Origin of the sequence: Lancefieldella sp. Marseille-Q7238 (assembly GCF_949152215.1) — a bacterium.
In the GTDB taxonomy this organism is placed as follows: Bacteria; Actinomycetota; Coriobacteriia; order Coriobacteriales; family Atopobiaceae; genus Lancefieldella.
Map to the genome: position 1 here is coordinate 1,054,959 of NZ_OX424407.1, position 25,473 is coordinate 1,080,431.

18 protein-coding genes and 3 tRNA genes are annotated in these 25,473 nt (G+C 52.2%); 12 read left to right on the plus strand and 9 right to left on the minus strand.

The genetic code is table 11. The annotated features are described in order from the left end of the window. Positions 1-36 precede the first annotated feature (36 nt). Positions 37-1,005 (minus strand): WYL domain-containing protein, encoded by a 969-nt coding sequence (locus QM016_RS04775; protein ID WP_282710506.1) that lies wholly within the window; start codon positions 1,003-1,005, stop codon positions 37-39. Then, entirely contained in the window at positions 989-1,984 is a 996-nt protein-coding gene (locus QM016_RS04780; RefSeq protein ID WP_282710508.1) for a WYL domain-containing protein, read from the minus strand. The genes QM016_RS04775 and QM016_RS04780 overlap by 17 nt, the downstream gene beginning before the upstream one ends. Before the next feature lie 196 nt (positions 1,985-2,180). Here QM016_RS04780 and QM016_RS04785 point away from each other — a divergent pair, with 196 nt between their 5' ends. Beyond that, entirely contained in the window at positions 2,181-4,145 is a 1,965-nt protein-coding gene (locus tag QM016_RS04785) for a hypothetical protein (RefSeq protein WP_282710510.1), read from the plus strand. An 80-nt stretch (positions 4,146-4,225) separates the two neighbouring features. Here QM016_RS04785 and QM016_RS04790 read toward each other — a convergent pair whose 3' ends face one another. Beyond that, the gene (locus QM016_RS04790; protein WP_282710511.1) at positions 4,226-6,493 is read right to left on the minus strand and encodes a SpaA isopeptide-forming pilin-related protein; all 2,268 of its coding nucleotides are present in this window, start codon (positions 6,491-6,493) and stop codon (positions 4,226-4,228) included. A 321-nt stretch (positions 6,494-6,814) separates the two neighbouring features. Between QM016_RS04790 and QM016_RS04795 the strand changes: the two genes are divergently transcribed. The 11 genes from QM016_RS04795 (at position 6,815) to QM016_RS04845 (ending at position 15,746) form a co-directional block, all read left to right on the plus strand. Beyond that, a tRNA-Gly gene (locus QM016_RS04795) sits at positions 6,815-6,889 on the plus strand. Positions 6,890-6,941: 52 nt separating this feature from the next. Continuing rightward, the gene (locus QM016_RS04800; RefSeq protein WP_282710513.1) at positions 6,942-8,222 is read left to right on the plus strand and encodes an aminopeptidase; all 1,281 of its coding nucleotides are present in this window, start codon (positions 6,942-6,944) and stop codon (positions 8,220-8,222) included. 48 nt (positions 8,223-8,270) lie between these two features. After that, positions 8,271-8,346, plus strand: a tRNA-Lys gene (locus QM016_RS04805). Between the two features lie 71 nt (positions 8,347-8,417). Continuing rightward, a complete protein-coding gene (purB, locus tag QM016_RS04810; RefSeq protein ID WP_282710515.1) occupies positions 8,418-9,764 on the plus strand; it encodes an adenylosuccinate lyase in 1,347 nt (448 codons plus the stop codon). A gap of 12 nt (positions 9,765-9,776) precedes the next feature. Further along, positions 9,777-11,108, plus strand: coding sequence for a Tat pathway signal protein (locus QM016_RS04815; protein ID WP_282710517.1), 1,332 nt, complete (start codon positions 9,777-9,779; stop codon positions 11,106-11,108). Positions 11,109-11,235: 127 nt separating this feature from the next. Next, the gene (locus QM016_RS04820; protein ID WP_016477644.1) at positions 11,236-11,961 is read left to right on the plus strand and encodes a response regulator transcription factor; all 726 of its coding nucleotides are present in this window, start codon (positions 11,236-11,238) and stop codon (positions 11,959-11,961) included. Between the two features lie 6 nt (positions 11,962-11,967). Then, positions 11,968-13,113, plus strand: coding sequence for a HAMP domain-containing sensor histidine kinase (locus tag QM016_RS04825; RefSeq protein WP_016477643.1), 1,146 nt, complete (start codon positions 11,968-11,970; stop codon positions 13,111-13,113). A gap of 85 nt (positions 13,114-13,198) precedes the next feature. Next, on the plus strand, positions 13,199-14,092 hold the full coding sequence (locus QM016_RS04830) for a phosphoribosylaminoimidazolesuccinocarboxamide synthase (protein WP_282710521.1): 894 nt from the start codon (positions 13,199-13,201) through the stop codon (positions 14,090-14,092). Further along, entirely contained in the window at positions 14,079-14,741 is a 663-nt protein-coding gene (locus QM016_RS04835) for an APC family permease (RefSeq protein ID WP_282710523.1), read from the plus strand. Before QM016_RS04830 ends, QM016_RS04835 begins: the two co-directional genes overlap by 14 nt. Before the next feature lie 63 nt (positions 14,742-14,804). Beyond that, a tRNA-Arg gene (locus QM016_RS04840) sits at positions 14,805-14,880 on the plus strand. Positions 14,881-15,119: 239 nt separating this feature from the next. After that, entirely contained in the window at positions 15,120-15,746 is a 627-nt protein-coding gene (locus QM016_RS04845) for a helix-turn-helix domain-containing protein (RefSeq protein WP_282710525.1), read from the plus strand. 115 nt (positions 15,747-15,861) lie between these two features. Here QM016_RS04845 and pknB read toward each other — a convergent pair whose 3' ends face one another. From pknB to QM016_RS04875, 6 genes are all read right to left on the minus strand, one after another. Next, positions 15,862-17,808, minus strand: a complete 1,947-nt coding sequence (gene pknB / locus QM016_RS04850) for a Stk1 family PASTA domain-containing Ser/Thr kinase (protein ID WP_282710527.1) — start codon at positions 17,806-17,808, stop codon at positions 15,862-15,864. Positions 17,809-17,908: 100 nt separating this feature from the next. Further along, positions 17,909-20,770, minus strand: coding sequence for an FtsW/RodA/SpoVE family cell cycle protein (locus QM016_RS04855; RefSeq protein ID WP_282710529.1), 2,862 nt, complete (start codon positions 20,768-20,770; stop codon positions 17,909-17,911). Positions 20,771-20,772: 2 nt separating this feature from the next. After that, positions 20,773-22,044, minus strand: coding sequence for a Stp1/IreP family PP2C-type Ser/Thr phosphatase (locus QM016_RS04860; protein WP_282710530.1), 1,272 nt, complete (start codon positions 22,042-22,044; stop codon positions 20,773-20,775). Positions 22,045-22,052: 8 nt separating this feature from the next. Continuing rightward, the gene (locus tag QM016_RS04865; protein WP_016477636.1) at positions 22,053-22,466 is read right to left on the minus strand and encodes an FHA domain-containing protein; all 414 of its coding nucleotides are present in this window, start codon (positions 22,464-22,466) and stop codon (positions 22,053-22,055) included. Then, positions 22,466-23,596, minus strand: a complete 1,131-nt coding sequence (locus QM016_RS04870; RefSeq protein WP_282710531.1) for a DUF3662 and FHA domain-containing protein — start codon at positions 23,594-23,596, stop codon at positions 22,466-22,468. Before QM016_RS04870 ends, QM016_RS04865 begins: the two co-directional genes overlap by 1 nt. Continuing rightward, positions 23,583-25,394, minus strand: a complete 1,812-nt coding sequence (locus tag QM016_RS04875; RefSeq protein ID WP_282710532.1) for a serine/threonine-protein kinase — start codon at positions 25,392-25,394, stop codon at positions 23,583-23,585. Before QM016_RS04875 ends, QM016_RS04870 begins: the two co-directional genes overlap by 14 nt. Between the last annotated feature and the right edge of the window lie 79 nt (positions 25,395-25,473).

A 25,473-nucleotide genomic window follows, 5' to 3' on the forward strand; every position in this document is an offset into this window, starting at 1 on the left:
AGAGGTTTTTGAGGTTCTGTTTGATCGGCCTGCTGGTTAAGTGTCAAGACGCTTTCTGACAAAGTCTTTGAGAATGTGAATCAATTCGGGGTCGTCCGTCCACACATGACCATTGCAAGCCAGTATATGCCTGGGTAACCATTCGGTTTTGAAAAAGGGAATGGTGGCCTTGATAACGCCTCCGGGAAGATTGTTTTCGATAACGGAAAGATCCTTCCAGTCAAACAGAGAGAGGTACTTCTCGTCATTGAAAAAGAGAGTAACCATAGACTGTTCAGCGGCTGAGGAAGTTGATTTTGCGCGCTTCATTTCGTTAAAAGTTGCAGGAATAGTTTCTACCTCACGCATTCCACGCATGAAAAACGTGCGCTGCTGTTGCTTATCAAAATCAAAGGCGTCCAGCTTCCAGCCTGTCGTGTCACAGGCGATATACAAAGGCGCAACGAAGCGTTTCTGCGGAGTTGATGCTTCCTGTGCAAGGCTTTTTTCCGCTGGGAAGTATGTAAATCGAAGATTGCGCTGACCAGCGAGCGCGTTTGAACAGACAAGCAGGTTTTCTTGTTCTTCGGTGGATACTTTCTCTTGAACAATCTGCTTAATAAAAGGATGCAAATCGCCGCTGGACACGACAGGGGAAGCAAGGAGTTTCTGAAGGGGACTATTATCGGGAGTCTTAAGGGCAAAAAGAGCTCCTGCAAGAGCGGTTGCTTCAGTATGCGTTAGCGCTGGGCGGCGTTCAAAAAGAGAAGGGGAAAGTGGCCCCTGCGCTACCAGATATGAGAGGTTATCGTCTGAGGTAAGCGGCAGCGGACGGCGGTCGCCCCGGTCTAGTGAAAGAAGCAGGTACATAAGACACTTGGCCTCGTCAGAGGTGACACTGAGCCTGCGTTCAACTTCCGCTCTACTTACATATGCTCCCTCAACGCTTAGAGCCTCGAGGAGGACCAAAAGTTTACGGGCGGTTTGCACCTGGCCATCGCGGCCTGAGTTATTGTTCGTTGCCATATAAACTCACACCCCTTGCGAGCGACTCTTTCCAAAGGGCAACGAAGTCCTGCGGCGCTTTAGGAAGAACGTTGTTGGCAATGCACCAAGAAATAGCTTTCAGCTGGTCACGGACGGAGATAGTCCAGGTGTTTGTTTCGCGGCCCTCAGACGCTCGCCGCATGAAGCGTTGGCGCAAGGCGGGAGGGAAGTTGTCTAAAAGTTCAACGGTGATCGTAAAGGGTTTATCGGGGCCAAACTCAAAGGGCAGAAGATAGAAGTCTCGGATGTCAAAGGTATCAGGAACGGTAAAGGAAACGTCTTTGCGCGCTTGGGCGCGATCAAACCGATCAACGCGAAACGTTTTTGGCTGTGAGATAGTACCGCCGGCCTCATCAAGTGTCATAGCCACGATGTATTTGCTGTCGTTGGCGAAAAAATACCCCAGAGGAGCAAGAAGTCGATTGGTTGTGGAGAAGGCTGGGTCGGTATACCAAGCGTTGATTGCATAGTGTTTCTCAAGAGCGTCAAGAAAAACTTCGAAAATTCTCGATTTCTCAGAGGGACACGGGGATTTGGGGCCTTCATTTATTTCGGTGCCGGCAAAATTTGGATCGAGTTTTGCCAGAGCGATTCGAAGGTCGTTTTGATAGGGGAGAGCGTTTGTATCGAGAAGCGCTTCGCAGGTTCTTATCGTTCCCAAAAGAAGCTCTTCAGGAGGTAAATCATCAAGGGAGTAGAGCGATGCAGTGTCAATCACTAGAGCAGTTTGTGTGGAATTTCCTGTTTTTTTGATGCTAACACCAAGGGCAGACGCTCGTTTACACAGGCGACTGAGTGTTTTTCGTGCCGCGTCAGGAGACTTTTCAGCGCAAAAGACATCTTTGAGCGTGCTCAGCAAAACCGGTTTTTGAGCTTCAAAGAGAAAGAGAATAAAGGACACAAGCTCTCTCGCGCCGCTTTCATCTGCGGATATGGTAAAACTGTTTGTGAGCGACACCGTGTGTCCTTTCCGAGCGTTCGGCATACAACAAGTCAGCACTCTGTAAAAAGTTCCTTTGCAATATGCCTTGACATCCAAAATATATTCTGCCAATTTTTTATGCTGCAAGTAACTGTGAGCTCTTCTCTTTTTTATAAGAAGTATACTAACCATGTATGTTTCTGGTAGATTGAAGCCCGCAAAGGAACGCAGTATGGCAATTACACATGACTACGTGGACTATCTTGACGAGCAAATCACTATTGCTCCGGCAGGCAGTCAGGAAGAATTTCAAGCTGCTCAGCTTATCGCTGACGAGATGCGCCTGCATGGCCTTGAGCCTTCCGTTGAAGAGTTCGACGTTCATTCAATCAGTAGCATTGAAACCGCTTGCTCTGTGATTGTAATGTTTGTCGGAATTATTCTTGCGGGAGTCGGCAACGTAGCTCTATTTATTATCGGCGTACTTTTGACACTTGGCGTGACTGCGCTCTTTGTGATGAAACATATAAACAGTAACGATGTACTTGCAAATCTTGGTTCACGCATGCGTAGCCAAAATGTTGTTGCCAAGCACGAGGCCACCGGTGCGCTTGTTGCCAAAGGCAATCGTCCTATTGTCATTGTCGCGCACTATGATTCTCCACATGAAAATGCTCTCTATAAATCTCCTGTTGCCAACTATATCTTTTTAGTTAAAAAGTATTGTAAGTACTGTGTCTTAGGCATCGCGGTTTGCGCCCTTGTTCAGTTGTTTCGTTTTCTCCCGGATGGCGTGCGCATGGCTTTTTGGATTGTTGGTATCATTGTCGCCCTTCCACTCGTAGTTATAGCTGTTATGAGAATTGCAGAGCGCTTTTCTCCGTGCACCATTGGAGCCAACGATAACAAATCTTCTGTTGCCGCTCTTCTTGGTATTCTCGAAAACGTTCGCCCAACCGGCCGTCGTCCTGAGTCGCATCGGTCTGCGGCGCCCGCTCTTCTTTTAGCGCCGCCAAAGCCGCAGGGAAAACGTCGAGGTGAAGAAGTTCTTAGCGCTCTCAATATTCTTCCTGAGGACTGTGAGATTGAGTATGTTGAGCGCGATCAGTCTCTTGATGCAAATGAAACAGCCGAGCTTGAAAATGCCGCTGAGTCACTACATGTGGGCCAAGAGCACGACAGTGGTTCAGAAGACACGAACAACGCGGCAGTGACTGTTGAAGATGAAGTTGATGCTACGATGCAGCAAGTTCATCAAAGTGTTGAAGGCCTCAATGGCGATGTCAATGATGCGACGGTAGTAGCTCCTCCTGTTGAGGAGGCCGATGCGCAGGCTCGTACACAAAATAGCTTCGCACGTCGTGCCTCACTGTTTGATCTTCCCGATCCTTCTGGAGAAGAAGTCGATCCCTTTATAGATAAGGAAGAGACAGAGCCTGAAAACTACACTTCTGCGCAAGAACCAGATGAAGTGTTAGAGGAAAAGGACAGTCCGTTCGAAACCATCTCGCGTAGCGAAGAAGCTTCAACTCCGACTCCTGAGGCAAAGCGCCGTTCATTCAGACTCTTTAACCGCAAAGATAACAATCCGCTGGATGATTGGAAGGGGGGCGCCGCTACGCGCGAGGGCCTTCGTAACAACAGCGAAGTAAAAGAGGAGACGACTGAATCAGAGGTCGATGTCGCCGACGCAGCAACAGAGCCCACCGAAGAAGAATTGCGTGATGCGATTCTTGCTATGGCTGATGAAAAGCTTGTTTCTCACGACATTTGGTTCGTGGCATTGGGAGCCTCTGACCTTGATCATGCAGGCATGAAGAACTTCCTTTCTAAGCACAGGATGGATATTCGCGGAGCGTTTTTAATCAATCTTGATTGCATCGGCGCCGGTAAACTGAGCATTCTTCAAAATGAAGGCTCGGTAAATACCCGCCGTGCCGATCGACGCATGATTCGCATGATTACAACTGCTGCAAAAGATTTGCATGTAGATATCGAGACAACCGATTACGATTGGGATTCAACGGACAGTACGCAGGCCATGAGAAACTCCGTTCGTTCGGTTACGCTTATGGGCCTTGGCGACAATAAACTTCCCGCCCTTAGTCGCCTTGCCGAGGATGTGTATGAAAATGTCGATGCTGAGCAGTGTGTCGACACGGCGGCTCTTGTAACAGAGCTTATCCGACGCTCATAAGCAAGCGAGAATCTCTATCTACCGAATGACTGTAGAGGCTGTGGCAAGACTGTCTTGCCACAGCCTCCTTGTATAAATACTTAACGAAGGCGTCTTCCTGAGACAAAAGCGAAGAGAAGAAGTCCTGCCCCCGAAAGAGCAAGCACGGGTATCGTAAAGTTTTCAGTTCCCGTATGAGGAAGCATCTCCTTTTTGCTGGAACTCTTTTGCTTAACGATATGGACGGTCTGAGATTTTGAATGTTTATCGGTGTGAGAGGCAACTTTTGTTCCGTTATGTGCTATTTCATCATGAGCTGTTACAGCATCGGGGAGGTTATCGTTGGACAGCGTTATGGGCACGTTAACGGTTCCTTCGGCTTTCTCAGGTGTGAAATCAAGGTGCGCGGACGCCACTTTGTTTTCAGGAGAGGGGTCTTGTCCGGCTGGGTACAAGGTGACGTTGGCTCTGTACCCCTGTCCCGGCGTAAGTCCTTCATATGAGATGTGATCTATAAGCTCAATATCCTTTTCGTCTACAGCCTCATGGGAGTTGTCGAGAGTGGCTAGCTCGGTGGCCATGCAGAGTCGCGCGTCAACAAGCACAGGAGCTTCTACAACGACTTGATTTTCGGACACGGAAACAGTGGGATTCCAGTCGGTGTTGAGAGCAAATCCATCCGGCGCCTTTACCTCTTTAAGCGTATAAGACCCAAAAGGCAGTCCGTCAACCTGAGCGCAACCGGTGTCGTTGGTGGTGATTGTTGTGACCACAGTGTTTGGCTCAATCCATATCCCTTGATACAAAATGGCGTGATTTGATGAGTTGATAACTTCGATTTCAGCTCCGGCAAGAGAAGGCGTCTGAGTGACTTCAGGGGCATGCAAATCAGTGTAAAGAGGGTCGTGCGCTTGTTTGGTTATATGAATGCCGCCGAGGTTAACGGTATCTTTGAACGTAAGGGAGTCGATATCGGAAGCAATACCGACATCGCTTAGTTTTTTCCACGTTGGAACTGCAGATTCAAGGGAAAGCACGCAGACAGAGACGGGGTTGCTTGGAAGCATATAGCCGGAAGGAGCCTTAGTTTCCTGAATGGTATATGTGCCCAGAGGGAGCCAAGATGTGTCGTCACGTGTTGGTAGCTCGTCTCCACCTACCTTTGACGCTTCAGAAAATTCCGCCACACCCTTTTCGTCAGTTGAAAAAACCCAAGACGCTTGAGGCTGACCTTCTGTTGTCCCTTCGGTGTTTGCGTAGTATGAAACAGTAAATTCCGCACCTTTAAGTGAGGCGTTTCCCTGGGGGCCGTTTTGTAGCGCTGCGTCTTCTTTCTTGATAGTGAGGCCATGGCGACCGTACGGAATATCCTCACAGCAGACCTCAGAAACAGCGCCGCTGCTGACAGTAACGGTAGAGACGTTTGGATTCAGTTCATGGCCTGCCGGAGGAGTAATTTCCTTTATGTAATACGTTCCTTCCGGAAGCTCTACCGCATTGGTTTCTCCGGCGCTGTCGGTTAGTATCTCGCAAACCTTGGCGGAGCAGTCTTTATCGGAAAAGATTCCATAGACGGCTTTCTCCAATGAATACAGCTCGTTTTCCTGGAAAAGCGTATGAGGCAGAGAAGAGCGCTTCTTGAGTTTCAGCTGACCCTTGGGAGCATCGGCTTTGGTAGACATAAAGAGAAGGACTTGCCGGCCAGCTGGAGGAACGAGAAGTTTTGCCGATCCCTCTTCCGGACCACCTCCGCCGGCATCCGCGTATGCGAGAGCGTCTCGACAGAGTCTTTCTGCGGCCACAGACATTCCCGGTTCAGGGAGAACCGTTGTTATGAGATGAGGATCTCCGCGCAAGAGACCCCAGATGGCAAATTGAGTTACTTCACGAGCTTGCCAATCAGCAGGAATGCCATATACGGGAGATTCCGACCTATCCCCCCGGGCTCCGTGATACAAAATGTAGTCAAGTGCTTTCAGTTGATACTCGCTGTATGAGCCGTTATGTAAACCGTCTGCCGTTCTCAGGCCGTGATAGTCTCGTGGATTCATTACGGTAAGCGTATCTCCATAGTTCGCTCCTCTTTTGTTGAGTTCGTCCCCACAATATAGAAAGGCTCCATTTGATCCGTTCCACTGAGGAATGCGAAGGCCATCGGGATAATCTTTGCGTTCAGTAACAGTAATAGTTTCAGGTTCCTCCGCAAGAACCAGACGCGGGGTCCAAAGGAGACAGAGCTGTGATACAAGCAGGCCTCCTATAAAAAGAGGAAGAATCCACGACAAAAGAATCGCATATCGGCGCTTACCAAGCTCGCATTGCGGCCGCAAGGGCGCTATGAGGAAAGATGTGAAAGCATGGATGTTCATAACCAGTCTCCTTTCAATAGGTAGAGCAGATGCTAGTGATGCGATCTGACTGCTCTTTGACGGATATCTGACAGGTATCTGACGGTCGAAATAGGAAAATATCGGCAGCCTAAAAGATGCCGAGCACAAAATGCTATCCATGATTTGCATGGGAAATTTTTTGATATGAGGCCTCTTATTTGGAAATACGCGCCTCAACGGATTCTTCATATTTGAAAAGAACTGTGAATATAACAGGGATATTTTTCAGCGCGTGTTTCGAGCACATTGCACATATAAACAGGAGAACGGGAGAATGACTGTGGTAGAATCTCTTTGCACGCGGGCATCGCCAAGTGGTAAGGCAATGGCTTCCCAAGCCATCATCCGCGGGTTCGAATCCCGTTGCCCGCTCCATAGATATCTGAGGGCCCTTCGGGGCCTTCTTGATGAGAGCGAGAGGGACAGCATGACTCCGATTCCCATGACCGACCAGGAAGCAAAAATTGCCCTCGATGGACTATCAAAGCAAATCGATTTATATGCGGAATTGCTTGTCAAAAAAGGGTGCGCGCTCAAAGTAGGTCAGCAGCTTGCCGTGATGGCTCCAATTCAGACAGCAGATTTTGCCAGGCGCGTACAGCGTGCGGCATATGCGGCTGGAGCGAAATTCGTAACGGTTATCTGGACGGACGCGGAGTCTTCTCGCATTACATTTGACAATGTTAGCGTTGAGGATCTTTCGGTCGTACCGGCGTGGCAAAAGGAGCAGCTTGACGGCTTAGCGAAGGAAGGAGCCGCTTTTCTGTTCTTAGAGGGACAGGATCCCGAGGTGATGAAGGGGGTTGACCCGCAGAAACCCGCCGCGTCTTCTCGTGCCCGCAATACGCAGTGCAAAGCGTTCCGGGAAGGCATGGATTTTGGACGCAACGTCTGGTGCATTGCCGGTGTGCCGATACGCCCATGGGCGCATGAGGTATTTCCCAATCTTTCCGAGGCAGAAGCGCTCTATCGTCTATGGGTCGCTATCCTGGATGTTGCGCGCGCAAGCGGCGAGGATCCGGAAAGCGCCTGGGAGACCCATAACGCTACTTTTGAAAAGACGAAACGATTCCTCAATTCACACCGCTTTGACGCGCTTCGGTACCAGTCTGAAAACGGCACAAACCTAGTTGTTGGCATGAATAAAGCGCACCTCTGGGAGGGAGGTGCCGCCAGAACCGTTGATGGCACCGCGTTTTTCCCTAATATCCCCACAGAAGAAGTCTTTACCAGCCCCGATAGACTTCGTGTTGACGGAGTGGTGTATTCAGCGCTTCCGCTTATACACGCGGGACAGATTGTTAAGAACTTTTGGTTCCGGTTTGAAAAGGGCAAAGTCGTAGAGTATGACGCTGAACAAGGAAAAGACGTACTGAAATCCATCGTAGAAACGGACGAGCACGCTTCGTATCTCGGAGAATGTGCACTGATTTCAAAAAACACACCTATCCGTCAGAGCGGCATTCTCTTTTACGATACGCTGTACGATGAGAACGCTAGCTGCCATTTGGCGCTCGGCACAGGTTTTCCTGAGTGCCTTGAAGGAGGGCTGGAGATGGACTCCAAAGCTCTTCTCGCCCACGGCATCAATCAGAGCGCTACACATGTTGATTTCATGATCGGATCTGACGACATGAACATCTGGGGCGTGGATAAAGATGGAAAAGAAACACCAATCTTTGTAAATGGGCAGTGGGCGTGGGAGTAAACTGTTAAAATGACGTAGCCGCGTGGTAAAATTGCCACGCCCGAAAAAGGGCCGTTAGCTCAGTTGGTAGAGCAGGGGACTTTTAATCCCAAGGTCTAGGGTTCGATTCCCTAACGGCCCACCAGGAAATGCGAGGTCGGGCACCGCTTTGGTGCCCGGCTTTTTCTTTTCGCAGTGGAGCGGAGGAGATCCAACGTGATTGATCGCTATACCGGCAAAAAAATGGGTCATATTTTTTCGCTTGAAAATAAGTATGCCATTTGGCAGGAGATTGAAGTTCTCGCCTGTGAAGCCCAGGCTGAGTTAGGCAACATTGGTATTACACGCGAAGGAGCCGCGTGGATTCGCTCGCACGCGAACTTCGACCGCGTGGAAGTTGACGAAATCGAAGCGGTCGCCAATCACGATGTCATCGCATTTCTCACCAACATGGGCGCCTACATTGACGCTGAAGTTCCTGAGGGCAGTCCAAAGCCCAGCCGGTGGGTTCATTACGGCATGACCTCGACCGATCTTGGTGATACGGCTCTTTGTTATCAGCTTACGCAGGCCTGTGACGTTCTGATTGATCGAGTGCGCCGCTGCGCGGAGATTTGTAAACGTCGCGCCTTTGAGGAGCGAGACACGCTCTGCGTGGGACGTACCCACGGTATTCATGCGGAGCCTATGACGTTCGGCATGAAATTTGGCAGTTGGGCGTGGGAACTCAAACGAGATCTTGATCGCTTAAAAGACGCACGCAAAAACGTTGCCTATGGCGCTATTTCCGGAGCGGTCGGCACGTATTCTTCGATTGATCCCTTTGTCGAGGAGTACGTATGCAAGCGGCTTGGACTTGCCCACGATCCGCTTTCTACGCAGGTCATTTCCCGTGACCATCACGCGTATGTGGCGGGTGTTCTCGCTACGGTTGCCGCAACATGTGAGCGCATCGCAACCGAAATGCGAGCCTTACAAAAAACGGATACCCTTGAGGCGGAAGAGCCTTTCCGCAAGGGGCAAAAAGGCTCGTCAGCAATGCCGCATAAGCGAAATCCCATTACTGCCGAGAAAATCTGCGGGTTGTCGCGTGTGGTTAAGGCCAACGCTCAGGTTGCTTTTGATAACGTAGCGCTTTGGCACGAGCGCGACATCTCACACTCGTCAGCTGAGCGTGTCGCGCAGGCAGACAGCTTCATTGCGCTCGACCATATGCTTTCAAAGCTTGAATGCCTGTTGGACGGCATGGTGCTCTATCCCGAGCAGATGAAATTCAATCTTAACAAGACGCGCGGCATGCTTTTCTCGTCTAAGGTTCTTCTCGCGCTTGTGAATACCGGCATGAGCCGCGAAGAGGCTTATGCGGTTGTTCAGTCAAATGCCATGCAGGTGTGGAGTGATATTCAGCAATGCAGAGAAGGAATGACGTTTCGTGAGCGTCTTGAGGCAGACCCAGCGTGTACGCTGAGCGCCGAAGAGCTTGACCGCATTTTTGATCCCCGCTCGTTTTTGACCCGCTCCGACATTCTCTTTGACCGCCTTGAACAGCTTAACCTTGACTAAAGGAGAGATGTTGTGTTGAGTCACAAAAGGGTTGGACACGCCAAAGCTGCTGAAGATACCCAAAGCGCTGTCAAAGACGCTACTAAAAACGCCGCCGCAAACGCTGCCACAAGTCTCTCCGCAAGTTCGGCAAAGGGTTTTGCGACAGGCGCTATAACGCGTCGCGGTCTTTTCCGAACAACCGCTGCGACAGGCATTGCCGCGGCTGTTATGGGCATTGCTTCAGGATGCCACCACAGCGCCAACGAAGGCGCTGGTAAAGCGCTTGAAATCAGTGAAGACGCTGCAACTAAAGTACTGGACGCCTACGCGTCAAAGGACTATACGTCCGAACCGGCGCAGTCATACACGCTTGCGCTTGGAAGCGTTTTGCGTCCGGCAGAAGGGGATTGGATTCCTCTTACTTCTGCCGGTACAACAGCGACGCCTATGGTAGTCGCTTCAGCGTTGTCACTTGCTTCGGGGTCAGTTGTTGAGGTTGTTGCACAGACGCAGATGAACGCTACAACCGCGGTCATATACGACGTTGGCTGTTCGGATGCGCTGTACGCCTGGGTTGAGTTGGATACGTCTACCCGCGACTGGACGCTGTATGTTTCCGGGTTTTCAGAGGGAAAACTTACTGACAGCGCGGTGACCCTCTATCAAGGATCTCACGACTACGATCCGGCATCGTTTGTCGTTTCCGGCAAGACAATCGTGTGGATTGTTGAGCCGGCTCTCAGTGGCTCGAAAACCGCTGAAAAATCCTATTGTTATGTATGGAGTCTGGGAGACAAAGAAAGCGTCAGTGCGGTAGAGTCAAATGGCCGCTTCGCTACAGCTCCTTCTATATCAAACGGCGTCGTGGTACTCACGCCGCGCGTGCAGTCAGGTTCCGCCTTCTTCTACGGAGTTGTCGCGTATCAGCTAAGCGATAATCTTAAGACAAAGCTTGACCAGATTACGATGCCCCAGTCGGTCAAACCATATTTTGCAACACGGATTGGCGACAAGTTCCTCATATCTGTTGAGAAGAGTTATGATTCCGGAGGACTCTTAGGAAAGATGGGCACATATATTCTTCCCTCGAGTGGGGAAGGAGTTCTTTGCATTGACAGGGAACCTCTTGCTGGATTAGCCGGAAAGGAAGGGCTTTATATTGTTAAGATCCGTGCGTCATATGTGTTGGTAGATACAGTTCAACAGGCATGTAGCTGGCTCTATGCAACAGACAGAAGTTTAGACTACGGTGAGTTCCCGGCTCGTGAGGGAGAATGCTCGTCGTTCGTGACGTTCTCAACAACGAAGAATCCTGATTCCGGATATCCCGCGTCTGTTACGGTCCGACATTTTCCGCTGTAGAAGAACTAATCAATCTGCGTTAAAATAAGTTAGATTAGGGCGTGTCACCCAGAGAAGAGACGAAAGCGTTGGTCTGTGCGTAAGGACTACAACGAAATATACCTGTGGAAGAGCACAAGGGGGAACTATGGCGTCAGATAAAAAGAGAATTTTGGTTGTCGAGGATGAAAAAGTCATTCGTGATGCCGTCTCCGCTTATCTGGAACGTGACAATTATGTTGTTCGCGGTGTCGGCGACGGCCAGAGTGCTGTTGAAGAATTTGAAAAACATGCATTTGACCTTGTAATACTTGACCTCATGTTGCCCAAACTCTCCGGTGAAAGGGTATGCCGTGCTATCCGGGATGTCTCTAATGTACCGATTATTATGCTGACCGCGAAGGGCGAGGTTGAAGACCGCATTATCGGCCTTGAGCTTGGCGCGGATGACTATCTCGTAAAGCCCTTCTCGCCCCGTGAATTGGTTGCTCGTGTACGCGCACTGTTTCGGCGTGCCCATGCGGAGACAGACCCTCAGACTGAAGTACTCGTGTACGGCGGATTGATTATTGATGTATCGGGCCATAAGGTTTTTATCAACGGTGAAGAAGTCGATCTTACCGCCTCTGAGTTTAAGCTGCTGGTGACGCTTGCTCGATATCCCGGACGTGTTTATACGCGCATGGAGCTTGTCGAGAGGGTTTTAGGGTATGACTTTGAAGGCTATGAACGCACTATTGATTCTCACATAAAGAATCTTCGTGCTAAGCTTGATGACGATCCGCGTAACCCCCGGTGGCTGTTTACTGTGCATGGAGTCGGGTATCGCTTTGAGCCTTCGCAAAGCTTCCATGAAGATACGGATGAAAAGTAAAACGATATGAGAGAGTTTGGTCATCCTCGCTCTGAAGGAACAAGGCAGCCATCAACAAAAAATACCTGGAATACCATTAAGCCGGAGCCCCCAAAGCCTCAAGCCTTCTCGACGCGCATTACCTTCTTCTTTGCGGTTACGGCAATCATGACAGCGCTTTTGCTCATAACAATTCTTGCCTACAGCTGGAGTGAAGAGCTCTCTGAAGAATTTTATCGCATGTTCTTTTTGGCGGCCGGTGCCGCGGTTATAACGGCTTGTGCCATCGGCTATTTGGTTTCCCGCTCTCTTACGAGACCCATTAGAAGATTAACCAATACGGCGTTTCAGATCAGAAACGGAGATCTGAAGGCGCGCTCCGGCGTTCGGGGAAATGATGAATTAGGGCGCCTTGGAGAGACCTTTGACGATATGGCCACCGCTTTGGAGAAAGACATTAAGTTGGAGCACCGCCTTACCAGCGATGTCGCCCATGAGCTGAGAACGCCTCTGATGGCTATCTTAGCTACGGTTGAAGCCATGCAAGATGGTGTGCTTCCGGCCGACCAAGAGCGACTTGAAAATGTTGCCTCAGAAGCCAGGCGTCTTTCTCGCCTTGTTGACGCGATGCTGCATCTGTCACGATTGGAGAATGGGTCGGTTCTGATTCGCCCTGCGAAGACTGACGTAATCGCGATGGTGCAGGGCCTTACCCGCGCGCAGGAGCCGCTGTTTCGCGAGCAAAACCTTCGGCTGAAGTTTAGCAACAGAACCGCGCGGGAAGAGTGTTTTGCGGAGATTGACGGCGATATGGTGCGAGAAGCCCTCATTAACCTGCTCAGCAATGCAATCAGATATACCGACACCGGCGGGTTAGTTACCATGGCCGTGAGCGAAGACCGCGAAGATGTGGTGATATCCGTTACCGATACGGGAATAGGCATTGCAAAAGAGGATATTCCGCAGACGTTCTCGCGGTTTTGGCGCTCCGACGCCAGCCGGGAGCGCGCGTCGGGTGGTCTTGGCGTAGGCCTTGCCATTACCAAAGAGATACTTGACCGCCACAACGGCACCATTTCCATCGAATCAGAGCTGGGTGAGGGAACCACCTTCGCCCTGCATTTTCCGCGTAGGCAGAGCGGACAGGCAAATCCTATTGAAAATATTGCATAAACGGGCATATACCGCCTCACCGGATACTTCCGATGGCTTACAATCAAAGTCTACGAATGACTGGCAAGCGAAGAAGGAGGCGGGCGTGTCAAAAGAGTTACGCCCTGATTCACGCGGAAAAGTTCGCGATATATATGATTGCGGCGATGAGCTTCTGATGGTTGCGAGTGACCGCATCAGCGCCTTTGACGTTATTCTTCCGGATGAGATTCCTTATAAGGGAGAGATTCTGACGCGTATCAGCGCCTTTTGGTTCAATTGCTTCCGTGATCTCATTCCTAATCACATGATTTCCGTTTTACCGGACAAGACACCTCAGGCGTTTGAGGAGTATCAGGCGTATCTTGCCGGGCGCGCCATGTTGGTGAGAAAAGCGAACACCGTTCCTATAGAGTGCATTGTGCGTGGGTACCTTACCGGTTCAGGAAAAAAGACCTATGACCAAGATGGCACCGTATGCGGTATCAAACTTCCCGAAGGCCTTACGGAAGCCTCAAAGCTTCCTGAGCCCATCTTTACGCCGTCTACAAAAGCCGAGATAGGCGAACACGACGAGAACATTTCGTTTGAGCGCTGTGCGGAGATTGTCGGGCAAGAAGTTGCGGAACAGCTCCGCGAGACATCGCTTGCTCTATATACGGCGGCTGCCGAATACGCGGCAATCCAGGGAATCATTATTGCGGATACGAAGTTTGAGTTTGGTTTTATCGACGGAGAGTTGACGCTCATTGATGAGTGTCTGACGCCCGATTCAAGTCGCTTCTGGCCGTCTGAGGGCTATGCGGAGGGGCACATCCAGCCAAGTTATGACAAGCAGTATGTGCGCGACTGGCTGAAAGCGCATTGGGATATGCAAGGCGAGCCACCGCATCTTCCCGAAGACATTGTGAAAGGAACGTCTGACCGTTATCGGACGGCGTTTCAGATTATTACCGGTATCGCATTTACATCGATGAAGGAGTCCCATGTCACTGCGTGACACAATCAAAGGTGCAACCGAAGAGGCTCGGGAGACCGTTTCTTCTACCACAGCAAAAAAGTCCTCTGAAAAGGAGAGCGAGAAGAAAGGCGACCAGCCGGTCAAATATGCTGCCCGTAAGTCTGCAGCTTCAGCACGGCCGGCTCGCGAAGCAGCCGCATCAGTGAGAGTTTCTAACGCTCGTGACGGCGGTTCTCGCAAGCGTGCGCCCAAGACAAAAGAAGAAAAGCGCGCCGCTCGCAGACAAGAGCGTGAGCGGGAGGACTTCAGAAACCGCGGCTTTGAGGTGCTGTTGCGAAATGACCCTGAGTATCACAAAGCCGAACGTATCTGGTGGGTTGTCTTAGGTGTTGGATTTATTGCGACTCTTGTGACGCTGGTACTGACGGCGGTCTTTCCCGAAGCGCGCGACCTGGGTTCTGGCATCGGCCTCGTGTCAGCGATCGCTCTTATCGCCGCATACGTCTTCATCTTCGGTTCGGTGATTTTCAGTTTCGTAAAGCTCCGTCCTATTCGCAAGCGTGTGGAGCGGCAGGTTGCCGGTATGACCGACAAGAAGCTTCGCGAACAAGTGACAGCGCAGCAGGCAGCTAAGGAAGCACGTCTGGCTGCGAAGAAAGCTCGCAAGGCACAGAAAAACAGGGCGTAAGATTTTTCACATCAAGTGTTTTATTGCATAGGGCGCTTGAGGTGAGTAAAATTACTCAAGTAAGCCTTCGTAGCTCAGGGGATAGAGCACCGCTCTCCTAAAGCGGGTGTCGGCCGTTCGAATCGGCCCGAGGGCACCATGAAGGAACCGCAGGCCGGAGAAAATTTCTTCGGCCTGCTTTGTATGATGAGGCACTTGATTTTGCATAGCAGTGCGCATGGTACGTTTATATGCGGGTTCAACGGATGGTTGAGAGGCATACAACGGCTGCTACAGGTGTCTCAACTACAGCGTTCTTGTTTGGAGAGTCTGGTGCGGGCGATAGTTGTTGTAGCGGTTCTGCAGAATCGGTTCACAACAACACGGTAAGGAGTCGTCATGGCAACATCTCAGGAAACACTTGGCCGTCGTATTGCGCGGCTGCGCCTTGCAAAAGCCGCAACGCAGGAACGTCTGGCGCGCGAGCTTAAGGTAAGTCCTCAGGCAATCAGCAAATGGGAGAACGATAGTAACTATCCCGATATTGCGTTGCTTCCGCAGCTGGCTCAGTTTTTGGGTGTTACGGTCGATGAGCTACTGAGCGGAGCAAAGACAGAGGAGCGAGAAGACCCTCAAAACTTCAATCCTCCGGCAGCGGACAAATCTAGTGAGGCGGAGTTTGAAGAAAAGGAAGAACCCGATAAGCTTCAAGAGACGAGCAGCTCGCATGAAAAGAGTTCAACCGCAGTTCACCTGGGCAAGGGTTCAAAAAAGCACGGGTTGCATATCTACGTTGAGTCGGAGGACGGAGACGTTGTAGATATGTGCGTCCCTATGGCGCTAGCGAAGTTTGCTATGAAGTCGAGTCTTCAGATAGGAGGGGGCTCCATCAATAAAGAGACTCGCGAACAGCTGGAAAATATCGACATCGATGAATTTGTCGCGGCGGCAAAAGACGGAGAATCCGGGACGCTTATCAATGTCGTGTCGGCTGATGGCGACATTGTCAAAATTTGGTTTGACTGATGCCAATCAACACGAGAGGACATCAAGTACCATACAGAATCAACAAAAGTATCCGCTCTCTTGTCGAGGGCGGATACTTTTGTTGAGATGAACCTAGGAATTTCGAGAGATGCCTTTACGTTCCGGACGGGGAAGAGGGAGTGCCTGGGTCGCGGCCGGAGGAAACCTTGATGGTAACGGTGCCTCCCTTTTCTACGGACTGCGGCGATTGGCTGACAACCTTGCCGCTTGCTACGGTATCGTCATACACCCACATGGTGTTTGGCGAGAAGCCCGCGTCCTGAAGAATCTGCTGCGCGTCGTGATATTCTTTCCCGACAACGTTGGGAACTGCTTCTTTGACGGCGTCTTGCCCAATGACGATGGTGACGGTATCGCCTTTTTGTCCCTCAGTGCCGGCAGGCGGATCCTGCTCCGAGACCTTGGCGCTTGAATCGCCCTTACTCTTATCCTGGGAACGAACCTTAAAGCCCGCGGCCTCAAGGGTTTTGGTCGCTTGGCTTTCCGTCATGCCGACGACGTTAGGAACGCTTATGTCTGACGGACCCTTAGAAAGGTGGTAAGTGATGGTATCTCCAGCTTTAGCTTCGGAGTCGGCCGCCTGGTCTTGCTGGGCAATGTAGCCCACCGGAACCGAATCGTCATTGACGTCGTCGCCCTGTTTGCCTTTGAGACCCACTTGTCCGAGCGCACGCTGTGCCTCGTCAGGAGTCATTTTCTTCAGATCCGGCACCTTAACCGTTGCGGCCGGTTTTGCTCCCTTGGAAACGACGATGTCGACCTTAGAACCCTCATTGGCCATCTTATCGGCGTCAGGCGTCTGTTCGATTACCTGCCCCTCAGGAGCGTCATCATTGAAGTCCTCTTTGACATTGCCGAGCTTGAAGTGGCTGTCCTTATCGGTAAGGGTATTGATGGCTTCGTCTTTTGTCATTCCTACAAGATTAGGAACGGCGTACTGCTGCGTCTGGTTCGAAAGGGCGGTAGTAATGCCGTAGACAGCGGCGGCAAACACAAGCAGGGCGACAATGATGCTCAGAATAGTAGTGCGGCGGCGCTTACGCTTACGCTCGTCCTCTTCCATCTGCGCCTGTTCTGTGGCTTTGACCGGGCGCATACGATCGGTGCTGCCAGTGCGGCCGGAAACAACGGCGACGGGCATTGACTGCGTTCCGCCAAAACCGCGGCGCTCCATCTTGCTGGTAGGGACGGCTCCCATAAGAGTTGTGGTGCTCACCCTGCTTCCGCGCCCCATGAGATAGTCACGCAAGGCGCAGTACAGCTCATCAGCGGTTTGGTAGCGATTTGCGGGGTCTTTCTCCATACACTTCAAAATAATAGACTCAAGAATAGGATCCATTGAGGGATTCAGGAGCGTAGGCGCTTGAGGCGCTTCGTTGACCTGCTTGAGAGCAACGCTGATGGCGTCGTCACCTTCAAAGGGAACGCGTCCGGTGGACGCTTCATACATGACAATGCCGAGAGAATAGATATCGGTAGTAGGACCGAGCTCTTTGCCCTGTGTCTGCTCAGGGGAAACATAATGCGCCGTTCCAAGAACAGAATTGTCGGTGGTCAAGTGGCTGTTCTTGGCGCGCGCAATGCCAAAGTCCATGACCTTGATGTTACCATCAGGCTGGACCATGATGTTTTGAGGCTTGATGTCGCGGTGAATAATGTCGTGCTTGTGCGCGACAGAAAGCGCTTGCGCGATCTGCGAACCAATCTGAGCGACCTTGCGCGAGTCAAGCGCTCCGTGTTTGCGGATGCCGCTCTTAAGGTCAGTGCCGCGCAGGTATTCCATGACGATATAGTAGGAGTCGCCCTCTTTACCCCAATCATAAACTGAAACGATGTAGGGGCTTGAAAGTGCGGCTGCAGCTTGCGCCTCCTGTTTAAAGCGGGCGGCGAACGAGGGATCATTGGCGTATTGCGGCAGCATCATTTTAATGGCTACCGTGCGCCCCAGCACCTCATCCTGCCCACGGTATACGGTGGCCATGCCTCCGGTACCGATTTTGTCTTGCACCTGGTAACGCCCACCGAGCATTCTACCTGGCATATAACTCTCCCATCAATATGCAGACCCTTCTCGCCTGCCGTCCTTTCCATCAACACCGTTTGGTGTCGAGAAATACGTCCGTTACAACTCCTGAAATCTGTTACGAAGCGGCTCCAAGCGATTGAATCTGAAGACATTTTGCAATAACCTGTCCGCCAACCTTAGCGCCTTCTCCGAGAACATTTTCACCGTTGCCTTCAATAACGACAGAGACAACGAGAGTTGGTTTTTCATACGGGGCAAAGCCGATAAAGAACGAGTTAAAATTACCATTTTCAACATCGGCCGTGCCAGTCTTTCCGGCTACGCGAGTGCCTTGGACACGGGCGCCCATGCCGGTTCCGTGCTCAACTACGCCAAGCATCGCCTCGCGAACCTTCCCAGCGGTTTCGGCGGAAACTACCTGGCCGAGCGTTTGCGGCGAGGTAGTCGAAACCACCGTTCCTTCCGGAGAGAGGATGTGGTCGACGACGTAGGGATTCATGACGGAGCCACCGTTGGCTATCGCGGAGGCTACTACGGCATTTTGCATGGCAGTTGTTTGCGGACCTGCGGGGCTTGCATGCTGGCCTACTGGAAGGCCGCAGGAGGCCCAGCCAAGCTCCCATGCGGTCATTTCTGACGGGTTGGGCATAAGAGACGGCGTGGTGTAGAAATCCTGACCCAGCTCTTTGCCGTAGCCGAATCCGTTGGCGTAACTGACAAGATTTTGAGCGCCGAGCTCTGTTCCTACCTGCGCCAGCGCCGTGTTAGAGGAGCGGGCGAAGGCCTCGCTGAGCGCGATGTTGCCCATGTCCTCATCGGCATAGTTGTGGATGGTGCCACCGCCAAGCTCCATAACGCCAGGAGCGTCGTACTTGGTGTCCAGGGTGGTGGTGTTGGTATCAAGAGCTGCGGACAGCGTGACCGTCTTAAATGAGGAGCCGGGCGAGTAAAGCGACTGAGTAGCGCGGTCAACCAGCTCACTCCCGTTGCCGGAGGCTATCGCTTCCGATAGCTCTGACTGCTTGTACGACGGCGAAGATGCCTTCGCGAGAATGGCTCCGGTGGAGGGATCCATAACTACGACAGATCCCGTATGTCCTTCGAGAATCTGTTCGACAGCTGCTTGCATCTGCGAGTTAATCGTAAGGACGACCGAGGAACCGGGTGTGGTGATGCCGGCGGTCGCGTAAAGGGCGCTCTTCCAGTCGGAATGAGAAGAATGACCGGTAAGAGTCTCATTCATCGTCTGTTCAATGCCCGATGTTCCGTACTGCGTGGAAATGTAGCCGACCGTATGAGACGCCATGCCGTCTTGCGGATATGTACGGACATATGTGCCGTCATCTTGCCGCACGCTTTCGGCAAGGGTAACGCCGTCAGAGGTGATGATTGATCCGCGCTGAACATGGGCGCTCTTGGCGATGGTGTGATTGTTGGTGGGGAGCGCTTGAATGCGGGGAGCGTCGATAACCATACGATAGGTAAGGTTGCCGAGAAGAACCGCGAAGAAGAAGGCAAATGCCGTGATAAGCGATGTCAGGCGTTTGCCAAGCGCGACACGTCCCAAAACGCCGGACTCTTCCGTCTGAAGATCAAATCCACCGCGGGCGTGCGCTCCATGAAGCACCGAGCTTGCATGGGCGCCGCCGGATGATATGGAAAGATGCTGCTCATTCTCAGGGCTACTGGACTTGAGTTCGGTCTCATGACCAGTTCCTTCGTCACCAGCTCGAAGCAGGAGCGCGACGATGATAAAGCTGGATAAAAGGGACGAGCCACCCTGGCTCATAAAGGGAAGCGTGACACCGGTGAGAGGCAACAGTTTCGTTACGCCGCCGATGATTAGAAACGCCTGAAAAACAATGACGCTTGTAAGGCCGGCGGCCGCGAAGGCGGAAGCGTCGGATTTTGCGCGCGCTGCGGTCGCAAGGCCACGAATACCCAAGAGGATAAAGAGGATAATGACCGCACTTGCACCAAAAAGACCCATTTCTTCGCTGATGGCAGAGAAGATGAAGTCGGATTCAACGACCGGAATATAGGTGGGGAGACCTTTACCGATTCCCGTTCCCGAAAGTCCACCATCTGCAATGGAATAGAGAGACTGAACAATCTGGAACCCATCGCCGGAAGGGTCTTTGAAGGGGTTGAGCCAAATATCAACGCGCTGCTGAACATGGCCAAAGAAATGGTAGAGAAGGACTCCTCCAAGCGCCAGCAACAAGAGACTGACGAGTACATAACTGACGCGCCCGGTAGCGACGTAGAGCATAATGACGAAAAAGACGAAGAACAAAAGGGCGCTGCCGAGGTCGCGCTCAAAGATGACAACCAAAAGACTCATGCCCCACATGATAAAAAGTGGAAGGAGCATCTTGAGTCGAGGAAGGTGAAGCGGTCCGATCTTGCGCATGGAGACTGAAAGTGCTTCTCGGTTTATACCGAGGTAAAAGGCAAGGAAGAGAACGAGCGCTATCTTTGCGATTTCTCCAGGTTGGAATGTAAAGGGGCCAAAAGCAATCCACAATTTAGATCCCCAGCGCTCCTGACCAATGACCATGGGAAGCAGCAGCAAGATAACGCCGATAAAGCCAATCGTGTACTTGTAGTGGGCAAGGATATCGAGATCCCGTACGACAATCAGGGTAAGTACCATGGCGGCAACGGAAACAAAGAGCCAGATAATCTGATTTGGTGCTGACGCGGGAGCCAGACGCGTAACAAAGGTGATGCCGACTCCTGAAAGGGCAAATACGATTGGCAGAATCGCGGGGTCTGCCGCGGGGGCGAGAAAGCGATTTGCTATATGAGCTATGGTAAACGCCACAAAAAGAGCGATGGGTGTCGCCATTGAGCTGACGCTGAGCTCTGACTTTGAGGTGACCATATACATCGCGTATAGAAGAAACACCGGCACCGCGGCAAGAGTGAGCAATACTAGCTCGATATTTCGGCGTGAATTAAGCGTTTTTCTCATCCTTATTCACCTCCTGAACTTTGTGAAGAAGAATCGGAAGGAGCGTCTTCGGTCTGACCGGTAGGATTACCTTCGGACTTGGCGTTATTCGCGCGTTCGGCCGCCTTGCTCTCGGCCTCATCAATCTGCGCCCGGTAGTCCTCGATAGTTTTTATCGCCTCATCCTCGTCTTTGACGCGGATTCCGGCGACAAGTTTGTCCTGAATGGGCTGTGGAAGGTTTTTAACCTCAATGGAGGTTCTGTTGATGATGTTTGACAGCGGGATGCCCACGATATGTGAGGGAACCCCTTGGTACACCGCAACGGTTGTGCCATCTATTCCCAGGTAGTATTCGCTTCTGATAAAGAGCGCCCCGATGAGAATCGAAACTGCGAAAAGCGCGGCAAGAGCGATGGACGTTGCTATGACGCCGCGAGTGAATCGATGGCGACTTTTTTCTGCCAGACCGTCGTCTAAGATATCGACGACAATAACGGTGACATTGTCCGCTCCACCGGCCGCAAGAGCTGCAGAAACGAGGCGGTCGGCCGCGTTTTGCGGGGTGATACTTGATACGGCGATGGATTCGATTTCGTCGTCAAGGATCATGCTTGAAAGACCGTCTGAGCAAAGGACGATACGGTCTCCCCCAGAAATCTCAAGAGTAAAATGATCGGCGTACATCTCGGGGTCCGATCCCAGGCCTCGGGTGACAACGGAACGTGAGGGATGATTTCGAGCCTCATCCGCGGTAATCTGACCTGAATCAACGAGCTCCTCGACGTAGCTATGATCGTGGGTAACGCGCACGAGCGTGCCGTGGTGGAGCAGGTAGATGCGAGAATCTCCCACGTGAGCCACGGCCATCTGATTGCCTTCGATAAAGATAGCGGAGGCGGTGGAGCCCATGCCTGGTTTGCCGATGCCCTTCTCGGGAGCTTCAATAATGGCCAGGTTAGCCGCTTCAATCGAAGCGCCTAAGAGGGTGTCATCTGCGGTATTAGGAGCCTTTTCGCCGATAGTCTGTACGGCGATAGAACTTGCCACTTCGCCGGCGGCGTGTCCGCCCATGCCGTCGCAGACGGCAAACAAGGGCGTGCGCAAAAGGAATGAATCCTCGTTGTGCTCACGGACTAAGCCAACGTCTGAGCGAACTCCCCATGAGATGAAAGAGTTGGAACCATGTACGGATTCCGCGTCTTTACGGCCTTCAAGAGAGAGCTCATGTCTGCCAGGAGCGCTTATCGGCTCACTGACGGGCGTTGTGTCGGATATGTTCTCAGGTATTGACATCTGGTCTCTTAACGACGTCCTACGCGCATAATCGCATCGCCGACCTGCACCTCATCGCTTTCGCGAAGGGTGACGGGCTGCTCGATAATGCGACCGTTGACCATGGTTCCGTTGGTGGAGCCAAGATCCTCAAGAACAAGCGCCGGACCCTGGAGAGTGAAGCGCGCGTGCGATGCGGAGACATAGGGCTCGTCAACGACGATGTCGGATGAAGGAGAACGGCCGATAACAACAGGCCCTAAGATGTCCGCGTGCAGTCCGCGCAGCGAGCGCGTGCCCTTCTCGACATCAACATACCAGATAGCACCATCTTTGCGCTGTCCGCGTACCAGACCGATGCCTGTACGCATAACGGCAAAAAGAAAGATGTACAGAAGGACGACGAGCAATACGCGTCCTGCGAATAAGACAAGGTCAATCATTAATTCTCCCGGAATTCGAGGTTCACGAGGCCGACGGTAATCAAGTCGCCGTCATGCAGAATAATCTCGTCAACATCGATATCGTTTACGAGTGTGCCGTTGGTAGAGCGAAGATCGGCGACGTGCCAGTGACGACCATCATAATGCAGTTCGGCGTGGCGGCGAGAAACATTGGGGTCACGAAGAACCACATCCGCCTGTGAGCGTTCGCGGCCTATGATAGCCACAGGAGCTTCAACGCGGTACGAACGTCCGCTTTGGCGATCAATCAAAAAGCAAGAAGGAATCTCTTGTTCAGAAGCGGGCTCAGCTGTGTTGCGGCCGACTGAGCGCCGGGCGTTTGAGGGCGTTTGCCGGCGCTGGGTAGCAGGAACGGGCGAAGCGGTAGGAACGGCAGCGACGGGCGGGATGTCCTGCTGCGCTCCGGAGGCTGCGGTCACAACGGGCAAAGGGGTCGATTCCGCTGCGGAAACAACGGGAATGGCACCTTCGGCCTCGACAAACTCGACCGGCATGACCGCAAGGCCCGCGTCGGTGCCGGTAAAGCCCGGCGGTGTTTGATGAAGCTCCTCCGCGTCCCGTACTGGGAGAGGCTCGGGTTCAGGATCTGGTGGAGTAGCGACCTGCATTGCCGGGCGGCCCGCCTGTCGAGAAGGACCGTTGACCGTGCGATTTTTATGGGGAAGCACCGCCGCCGCTCCGCCGACACTGGAGTTACCTCCAAGAAAGGCGCGCTCTTCATCGCGAAGGTGGTCGAGGGTGACACCGTCAATGTTTTCCGCGAAGATGGCAAACTTTCCCGACTTCAGCGAAGGATCGACCATGAAGCGCACGAGGGGCGTACCGACAAAGACATACCCTTTGCGCTGCGCTTGAGCCGCTACGAAGGCGGCAATCTCCGCGGTCAGATCGGCATAGAGTGGCCGCATAAGTGAGTCATCGTTTGGCGAAACCAAAACGGTATAGAGGGCAGGCGCGGTGTCTATGCCGTCGATCACATACGTTTCATGCTCCATCTCCTTAGCAGCGCGCTTAGCAAGCTTTTTGAAGGAGAAGGGCTCCGCGTACCCTTGAGGTGCAGAACCAAAGACAGAACTGATATGTTGCTCAAAGTCACTAATAAAGCTCATCTATATCCTCGCCTTCACGGCCGCGGGCATCCGGGCCTGTCAGGACAATTCCTAGGCATACAAGTACACACAAGGTTACCGCAAAAACAATCGATGCCCAGTCCATAGTGGGCCAAAAACTCTTATTTTTCACGTAAACAGCGAGAATGATACTGCTTATGAGTACTATAAGTCCCAGGAGTTGACCAAAAAGCATAAGACCCCTGGTTCTTTTTTTGCTGATATAAGAGGCGATAAGCGCCGAGAAAGCGTTTCCCGCGCACAGAATCCAGAAAGAAGGGAGACTCATGGAGGAGATGAGCTCGTAGGAAAGAGGCGTTGCGGCAAAATGGAGCGACAGGGCTTTTGTGAAGGTGACGCCAAACACAAAGCCGAAGAGCCCCGTCAGAAAAGCGGGGAGTGGTCGCAGGGCGGCTCCCGCGAGTGCCGGAGTGGCAACGGATGAAAAGAGTGCCGCCGGAAGGAACCCCGCCCCTGTAGCAAAGCGGTCAGTACGACCAGCGCCTATCCACCATACGATGGAAAAGAGAACCAACAGCGCGGCAAGAGGAAATGAAACGCTTGTAGGGCTGATGGTCGCAAGGGCATAGACAAAGGTAGAAAGTACGAGAGCTGAACCGAGGGGCGGCCACAGAGCCGCCGCCGCGGCGGAGATAGAAACGGCGACAATTTGGAACGGCAGCGAAGAAGGAACAAGGTCTCGAAGTATAAAAAACATAAGTTCAGCGGTGACACACAGCGCGAGTGCGCGTGAACATGCTGGAATGACCTTGGGATGTCGTACGAAAAACGGTATATGGGTGTTTTCCCAGCTTTCGTCCTCTTCTTCCTCAGACTGCTCAATGAGATTTTTCAGGCTTTGCTCGCCAGCCTGCGCGTTGCCTAGCTCAAGCGATAAGCAGTCGGCAAATTCCGAGATGTCCGCAGGGCGATGTGAAGAGTCAGAGGAAAGCGCGCTCTCAAGGTGGTCAATAGCGGAAAGGGAAAGCGTCTGATCTTCTTTTGCAAGGGAAGCTGACGTTCTTGAGTGAGCGGTTTTGAGAATCTTGTTGAGAGATTCCTTTGCATCTCGTCCAAAAAAGATGTTATGTCCAGTGAGCGCCTGGCGCATAACGACCGCCAAAGAAAAGACGTCCGCGCGCTCATCGACGAGAAACCCTTCAATTTGTTCGGGTGGCATGTAGCCAACGGTGCCGCCGCGCGCGTCGCCATATCCGGTGGCTGAAGCGAGCGTCGCCATACCGAAGTCCGCGAGTTTTACCGTGCCTTGGCGGTCAATCATGATGTTGGTCGGCTTTATGTCTAGGTGCAAAACGCCGTTTTCATGAGCGTATCCAAGCGCCCGGCCCAAAGCGGATACAAGACACGACGCTTCATCATGGGTAAGCGCACCGCCTTCTACGCGAGCGAGCAGCTCAGACAGGTTGAGTCCGTCAATAAACTCCATAACCAGATAAGCGTAGGCTCCATCAGTTTCAAAGTCATGGACAGTAACGATATTGGGATGCGCGAGCAGGCTTGCTGTCCGCGCCTCTGCAAGAGCTTCTTCGGTAGTTGATGTAAGTACGCCCGCGGAGGCTGTCGCGTCAGTGAGTGGCATCCGTTTGATAGCCACACGGCGCTGAAGCCGAGTATCCCAGCAGGTACAGACGGTACCAAAGCCTCCGGTGCCGCGTCGTGAGAGGACACGATAACGGTTAAGGAGTATTTCGCTCTGGCCGAAAACGCCGTCAGCGGCTGTTTGGTCGTCAGAGGCGGGGTGTCTTCGTGCGGTATGAGCGACTCTCAGATCTTCCACGGCGGCTCCTTGTGTGTTTAATGTCCGATTTGGCCGTGACAGCTGTCTTATTTTACCCCGAAACATGCCTTTATGGGCT